The sequence below is a fragment of the Bacteroides coprosuis genome (assembly GCF_020741705.1).
Lineage (GTDB): Bacteria > Bacteroidota > Bacteroidia > Bacteroidales > Bacteroidaceae > Bacteroides_E > Bacteroides_E coprosuis.
This window is the reverse complement of sequence record NZ_DYYK01000175.1, coordinates 1-7218: the sequence shown is the minus strand read 5'-3', so window position 1 is coordinate 7218 and position 7218 is coordinate 1. Positions and strand designations below refer to the sequence as shown.

Sequence of the window (7218 nt, the reverse complement as noted above, 5' to 3'; positions counted from 1 at the left end):
ACTCTAGGCAAAAATATTTCAGCAATTGAAGTAAAAGGAACTTTTGATGATTGTCAAGATATGGTGAAAAGAGCCTTTTTAGATCCTGAATTACAAACCAAAAACCTCACCTCTGCCAATTCTATTAATATTGCTAGGTGGTTACCCCAGATGTTTTATTACTTTTTAATCTATCAAAAATTAAAATCAATAAATAAGCCTATTCTTGTTTCTGTTCCTAGTGGAAACTTTGGTAATATATGTGCAGGAATGCTGGCTATGCAGATGGGGCTACCTATCAATCATTTTATTGCTTCTACCAATGTGAACGATACTGTACCTCGTTTTATGAGTACTCAAAAGTATGAGCCACACCCAACAATAGAAACGATTTCGAATGCGATGGATGTAAGTAACCCTAGTAACTTCACTCGTATATTAGAGTTGTTTCAGCAGAAGACTAATCTGCTAGAAGAAAAACTGTCTTCTTATTCTTTTTCTGATGAAGAAACGGTACAACTCATTCAAGAACTTTATGCTGAAACTCAATATTTAGCTGATCCTCATGGTGCTGTTGGATATTTGGGGTTGGCAGCCTATCGCAAGCAATACCCCGATACGATTGGTGTGTTTCTAGAAACTGCTCATCCCGTAAAATTCCCTGAAAGTATTGAAAAATACTTAGGAATCCACATACCCATACCTCAGAGTTTACAACCCATTTTGGATAAACCGAAGCATTCTTACGAAATTGAAAGCTATGAAAATCTTAAAAACTTTTTATTATATAAATAGCAATAAAGGCTGTCTTACTTCATGTTGAGACAGCCTTTATTCTAAATGTACTTTAATTGAAACAATAGGGTTTAAAAGTATTTGATAATTAGCTATATATAGAATAAAAGGTATTATTTGATCAAGAGCAAAGGAATAGCATGTCGGTGTCAAGCAATCATCATGTCGGTGTCATCGCATTGTCATGTCGGTGTCAGAAGTTCCTCTTCTGTGTAGGAATTTTACTCGTAAATGCCGTAGTTTACGTATTGATTTTAGAATTTGTCTAATATTTTGATTAAAAAGTTTTATTATTAAACAAATTAAGATTACCATTCATTATTACTTATAAAACGAAGTGGTTTCGTCTTTTACTGGACGTGATTACTTTACCCCAACTCAAATTATTGACAGATTAAAACTGAAACCATGGATAAAAAAGGAATACTGGATGAATTGGCTGAAAAAATCAGAACTCATCAGTTTGAGCTTGCAAGAGAAATGCTCGCCGATATGAACCCTATTGATATAGCCGATTTATTTGATGATTTACCCAATGATAAATGTTTAGTTTTATTTAGAATATTACCGAAAGATTTATCTGCAGAAGTTTTTAGTAATTTACCTTCAGATATCCAAAAATCAGTTGTAGAACATATTTCAGATAAAGAAATTCAGGCTATTATAACTGAGATGCAGCTCGATGATACGGTCGATTTTATTGAAGAGCTTCCAGCCAACTTGGTGAAAAGGATATTAGAACAAGCCTCTCCAGACATTCGCACTCAAATTAATATTTTCTTAAAATATCCCGAAGATAGTGCGGGTAGTGTTATGACTGTGGAGTATGTAGCTCTACGAAGTTATATGACGATAGATGAGGCTCTGGTGAAGTATAAGAACTTAGCCAATATTAATAACAACAATGATATTTGTTTTATAATAGGTGAAACAAGAAAGTTGGAAGGAGTTATTTCTCTGAAAACGATGGTCTTATCTGATCCTAAGGCTGCCATTGTTGACGTCATGGAAAAGAATGTTGTGTCCGTTTTAGCTACAGAAGACCAAGAGGTTGTGGCCGATTTATTTAGAAAATATGACTTAAACTCTATGCCTGTAACCGATAAGGAAAATCGTTTGGTGGGTATTATTACGGTAGATGATATAATGGATGTTATTGTGGCAGAAAGTACCGAAGATATTCACAAGATGGCCGCTATTGATCCTTCTAAAGTTGAATATTTAAAAGAGTCTGTGTGGTCACATTCTAAGCATAGAATAACATGGTTGGTGGTTTTGATGATCTCAGCTACTTTTACGGGTATGATTATTCACAAATACGAAGAGGTATTAGAGTCTGCTGTAATGCTTGCTGCTTTTATTCCTATGCTGATGGATACAGGGGGTAACGCAGGTGCACAATCATCTACACTCGTTATTCGAGGTATGGCTTTGGGAGAAATATCGAGCAAGGATTTTTGGAAAGTTATTTGGAAAGAGTTTCGTGTGAGTTTGATCGTTGGTCTATTGTTGGCTGCTTTAAATTTTGCTCGAGTTTACTTTTTCGACTCCGTTCCTTTGAATGTTATTTTTGTCATTTGTATTAGTTTATACGTGACAGTAATCTTGGCCAAAGTAGTTGGTAGTATTTTACCTATGGCAGCTAAGTGGCTAAAATTAGATCCTGCTGTAATGGCTGGACCACTGATTACAACTGTTGTTGACGCATGTGCACTTATGGTGTACTTCTGGCTGTCAGTTCAATTGTTAACAGATATCATTCATGTTTAAGTAGATAGATCTAGAATAGAAAAAAAGGCTCCTAGTGAGCCTTTTTTTGGGTTTAAGATATTTGCGAGAAAGAGATTCACTCTATAAATCTTTAGTTCTTATAATATGAAGTATAGAATAATTTTAAAATATTAATTAAAATTAAATTTTAACGCAATAAATTTATAGAGGTTATTAAAAAATTATTATCTTCACATTCAAAATAAATAATCTAGTTTTTAGGTGCTTCTAGGATAGTACTTTATCCAAAGAAGTGAAAAGGGAATCAGGTGTAAATCCTGAACAGACCCACTGCTGTAAGCTTTTATAACTTTCTAATAAATACTACAATATCCACTGTCGGTAGATGATGGGAAGGGCAGTTAGAAAGGAAGCGAGTCAGAAGACCTGCCTAAAAATACAATCTACTGTTTCGGGGGATTTAAGAAACGGGATATAATTCTTGTCTATTTAGCTTATCAATCTGGATTAGATGCTTGTATCTTATGGCTCCCTGAGAGGATTAAAACCAAATGATATATGCAATTTAAATCTGTTTTAAAGCTATTCTATATCCTATTTTTATTATCAGTATTTTCTTCTTGTGAATATGAGGAAGACTTTCCTGCTGGTGTAGGCGAGGGAAATATTGAGGCAATCATATTAAATGAGGGTCGGATATTTACCAATATGGGAGCTATATCAGTGCTCTATCGAAATGGTATGGTTAGCCCAGATGTCTTTCGAGTTGTCAACAATCGCCCATTAGGTGACGTAGCACAAGCTATTCAACTGATAAATGGTAAGTACTTTATAACTTTAAATAATTCCAAAAAAATAGAGATAGTCCATCCCACAACTTTTAAATCAGAAGGAACTATACTTTATACCCAAGCAGGTTTGCCTCGTCAGATTGTTGCTATTTCAGATACAACGGCTATTGTATCTGATTTATTGAGCAATAATGTAGCTGGTGCCGACTTACCTAGTCAATTAGTGAAAATTCGTACGGTACCTCCTTATGGCACTCCCTTAGAATATATAGTGATAAGAAGATGGGTTGAATATATGGAAGTAGCCGAGAATAAATTATTTGGTATGACATCAAGAGGACTTTATGTTTTTGATTTAGATGATATTACCGAAGAAGGTAGCCGCATGATTGAAGAGGTTCATAATGATGAGATAACAAAAACCTGTAAGTTATTAAAAGATAGAAATAATAGAATTTGGGCACTAATGAATGATTATCAAAATAATAAGTTGTCGGGTGTCTTATTGAAGTGTGTTGATCCTAAAACAGAGCAAGTCGTTCAAACTTTTCAATTGCCTTTTGTTAAAAAAAAGGAAGCACAAGAGGGTGATGTGATTGGAGCAATAAGTTATAATCGCACTGATATAGATGCAAGTAAAACCAAGATTTATTTTAGTGTCCGTACCTATAAGCCAGGAAGTAAAAATGATTCTCAGCAAAGTATTTATGTATTGAATACTGTTGATGGTACTTTTGAATTACATCGCCACTTGCCTGGTATAGATATGATGTATGGCTGTGGAGTAAGTCCAGAAGGAGAAGTTTATATCTGTGATTGCTTAGATTATTCAGCTCAGCGAGGTTATATACGTCATTACAAAGAAAGTGGAAATATAAAAAGTTATAGGGTAGGAGTTTACCCTAGTCAAGTCTATTTCCCTGAATCAAATTAAGCACAGTAAAAGATGAAACAAATAGTATTTATAGCTTTCTTCTCTGTTTTAGTGCTGAATGGTTTCGCGCAGAAAAAAGATTCAGTTGCTTATGGATTGAACCTAGATGAAGTGCAAATAGTAGCTCGTAGAATTCAACATGCCAATGAGGCTAATGCAGGGGCAAAAGTATCCCATATTGAACCACAATTATTACAAATTAATAAAACCCGCTCTTTCTCAGAATTGTTAACCGATAATTCTGCAACTTATATAAAGAGTCTGGGTACTGGTGCATTATCTACTGCGTCTTTTCGAGGTGGAAGTGCAGCACAAACTCGTGTAAATTGGAATGGAATCAATATAACACCACCTATGTCAGGAGTCTTTGATTTTTCTCAAATTCCAGTATTTTTCGCAGATAACGTAAATCTATACTATGGAAGTAGTCATGTGAAGAGTGGAACAGGAGCAGTAGGAGGAAGTGTTAATATCTTCAATGATCCCGATTGGAATAAAGGAGTAACAGGTAAAGCCTTTGGTGAATATGGTTCATATAATACATATACAGGAGGAGGCCAAGTTAATTTTGGAGGAAGTCAAATTGCAACAAAAACAAGATTGTTTTATCAGCATTCAGATAATGATTACACCTATATTAATAAGGTACTGACAAGTGATCAATTTAGAGAAAAAAGAGAGGATGCTGAATATTCACAATTTGGAGTAATACAAGAAGGCTACTTTAAACCAACTAGATATACCCAACTTACAGCTATTGGCTGGTTGCAACAAGGTAAAAGGATGTTGCCACAGCCTTTGGGGATAGTCGGGAAAACTCATGAACAACAACATGAAAAAAACGTAAGAGGGTACTTTGGCTTTGATTATGTAAGGGGCATTCACGAGTTTCATCTGAAGGGGGCATGGCTTTATTATCGATTGAAATATGATAAATGGTTTGATGGTGGATTATTTGATCCAGAAGGAAATATTAACTCCTCGAAAACTTGGCAGGGAGTAGCTGATTATTCTTGTGCTCCCATCGATGAACTTGTTTTAAACACTACACTTACTTATACACATGATCAAATAAATGTGAGTAGCTATATTGATGTTGACTCTGCCAAATACATAATTGACAACACCTATTATCATATTCCAGAACCCGAGCCTCCATTGCGGCATTATCGCAATGTATTGTCTTGGCAAATGTCTGCAAGGTGGAGTCCTTTAAGGTGGCTTCAACTGCATGGACAATATATGTTTGAGCAGAATAATAGAAAGAATGTTTCTACTTGGACAGCAGGTTTTGCTACTAATTTCTTTGATAAGTCATTTTATATAAAAGGGAGTATATCCTATAATTACCGATTTCCTAGTATGAATGATCTATATTGGCGACCTGGAGGAAATCCAGATGTAAAGCCAGAAGATGGATATTCTTATGATGCCTCAATAGGGTATAAAAAGAAGCTAGCATCCTGGATAACACTCAATGCAGAAGCTTCGGGATATATTATGTATATAGATAACTGGATTCTCTGGTTACCTAAAGATGGAAATCAATGGATATGGACACCTCAAAATAAACGGAATGTACTTTCAACAGGAGCAGAGTTTGCGGGTAAGTTAGAATTGAAATTTGGAGAATTAAAGACGAGTTTATCGGGAAACTTTAGTTGGGCACGCTCTCGAACTCGTAAAAGGCAGCATATAGATGATAATTCCTATATGAAACAGATTCCTTACGTGCCTGAGTTTAAGTGGAATTCTCGCTTGGCTTTTGACTATAAACGGGCTTTTTGTTCTTGGCAAACGACTTATATTGGTAAACGGTTTGTAACGACGGATGAATCGTATTCTACTCGTCCATATACTATTCATAATTTATTATTCGGCTATCAATGGAATTTAAAAGGTGGAGTACAGCTCAGTCCTCAAATTCGTATTGATAATATTTTAGATACCTATTATGAATCGACTCAATATTACCCGATGCCGCTTCGTAATGTATTATGCTCTATTATGATTGAATTTTAATTTAAAATAAAAACAATGAAAAAGAGAATCTTTTATTTATTGTCATGTATTATTTTCATGGCAAGTTTAACTTCTTGTAGTGATAGTGACTCTAGTAAAGAAGAGATATTGCCTTTATCAGTGTCGATTGTAAATGGTGATAAACAAGATTTAGTGTTAGGTAAAGAACTTGCACTAGAAGCAAAAGTTGAAAATGGTTTAGACGCTCGTTATGAGTGGACACTCAATGGAGAAGATGTATCCAAAGAGCTGACTTATACTTTTGTACCTCAGAAAACAGGAAGTTATAATGTGCAATTTACTGCATATACAACTAAAGATGAGGCTACTGCGTCTGTAGTGATCAATGTGTATGTTGCTTTTGATCCAGTAAAAAGTATTGATGATATACAATTTTGGACTGGTGAAGGGAAAAATAAATCAGTTTTATCTGTTCAATGGATTAGTGGTGATGAATGGGAAGATCCAGAACAAGATAATGTGCATTTCTTAAGTTGGGGATACCGTTGGGATGAAAAAAATGAGCCAACAGGTCAGCAGATGATATTGGAAATAGCTAAGGCTGATCCTCGCCTTTTTGTATTTCTAGGAGCTGGTTTTGGAGGTATAGATGGTCATTCTATTAGAGGTTTTGGTTATGATGCCAATGGAGATGGGCAGTTTTCAATAAAAAACTCAAAAATAGCTAAAGTCTATACAGCATCCGATTTTAAAGATGGAGTTATTTTTATAGATAACCCCGATACTGGAGATGGATATGCTTCTGTAGATCCAGCCGATTATTGGTTTGGAGGTTGGCATGAAGGTTATTGTTCTTATTATTTGGGAGATGATGGAGAGAGTGTTCCAGAAAAATTCGATTATTCAGGTGTTATGGCAGAGGGTCGATATCTTACACCAAACAGTTGGGATTCATGGTCTTTCTCTTCTATAAATTCAGGAATGGTAAATACATTACCCCTACCT

The 7218-nt window shown here is 35.1% G+C and carries 5 protein-coding genes and 1 riboswitch; all 5 genes read left to right on the top strand.

The features are described from left to right. A partial coding sequence (gene thrC / locus K8V80_RS10395) for a threonine synthase (protein WP_276777744.1) occupies positions 1 to 774 on the top strand: 774 nt, incomplete at its 5' end. 408 nt (positions 775 to 1182) lie between these two features. Beyond that, positions 1183 to 2544, top strand: a complete 1362-nt coding sequence (gene mgtE / locus K8V80_RS10390) for a magnesium transporter (RefSeq protein WP_276777741.1) — start codon at positions 1183 to 1185, stop codon at positions 2542 to 2544. 203 nt (positions 2545 to 2747) lie between these two features. Then, a riboswitch (cobalamin riboswitch) is annotated at positions 2748 to 2953 on the top strand. A gap of 110 nt (positions 2954 to 3063) precedes the next feature. Further along, positions 3064 to 4230, top strand: a complete 1167-nt coding sequence (locus tag K8V80_RS10385; protein WP_276777738.1) for a hypothetical protein — start codon at positions 3064 to 3066, stop codon at positions 4228 to 4230. A 12-nt stretch (positions 4231 to 4242) separates the two neighbouring features. After that, positions 4243 to 6252, top strand: coding sequence for a TonB-dependent receptor plug domain-containing protein (locus K8V80_RS10380; protein WP_276777736.1), 2010 nt, complete (start codon positions 4243 to 4245; stop codon positions 6250 to 6252). A 15-nt stretch (positions 6253 to 6267) separates the two neighbouring features. After that, positions 6268 to 7218 (top strand): PKD-like domain-containing protein (locus K8V80_RS10375; RefSeq protein ID WP_276777734.1); only part of this gene is annotated, 951 nt, incomplete at its 3' end.

Bases quoted from the DNA above. Each gene is read 5' to 3' on its own strand.
- K8V80_RS10385 (WP_276777738.1), top strand. From the start codon at position 3,064: ATGCAATTTAAATCTGTTTTAAAGCTATTCTATATCCTATTTTTATTA.
- mgtE (WP_276777741.1), top strand. From the start codon at position 1,183: ATGGATAAAAAAGGAATACTGGATGAATTGGCTGAAAAAATCAGAACT.
- K8V80_RS10380 (WP_276777736.1), top strand. From the start codon at position 4,243: ATGAAACAAATAGTATTTATAGCTTTCTTCTCTGTTTTAGTGCTGAAT.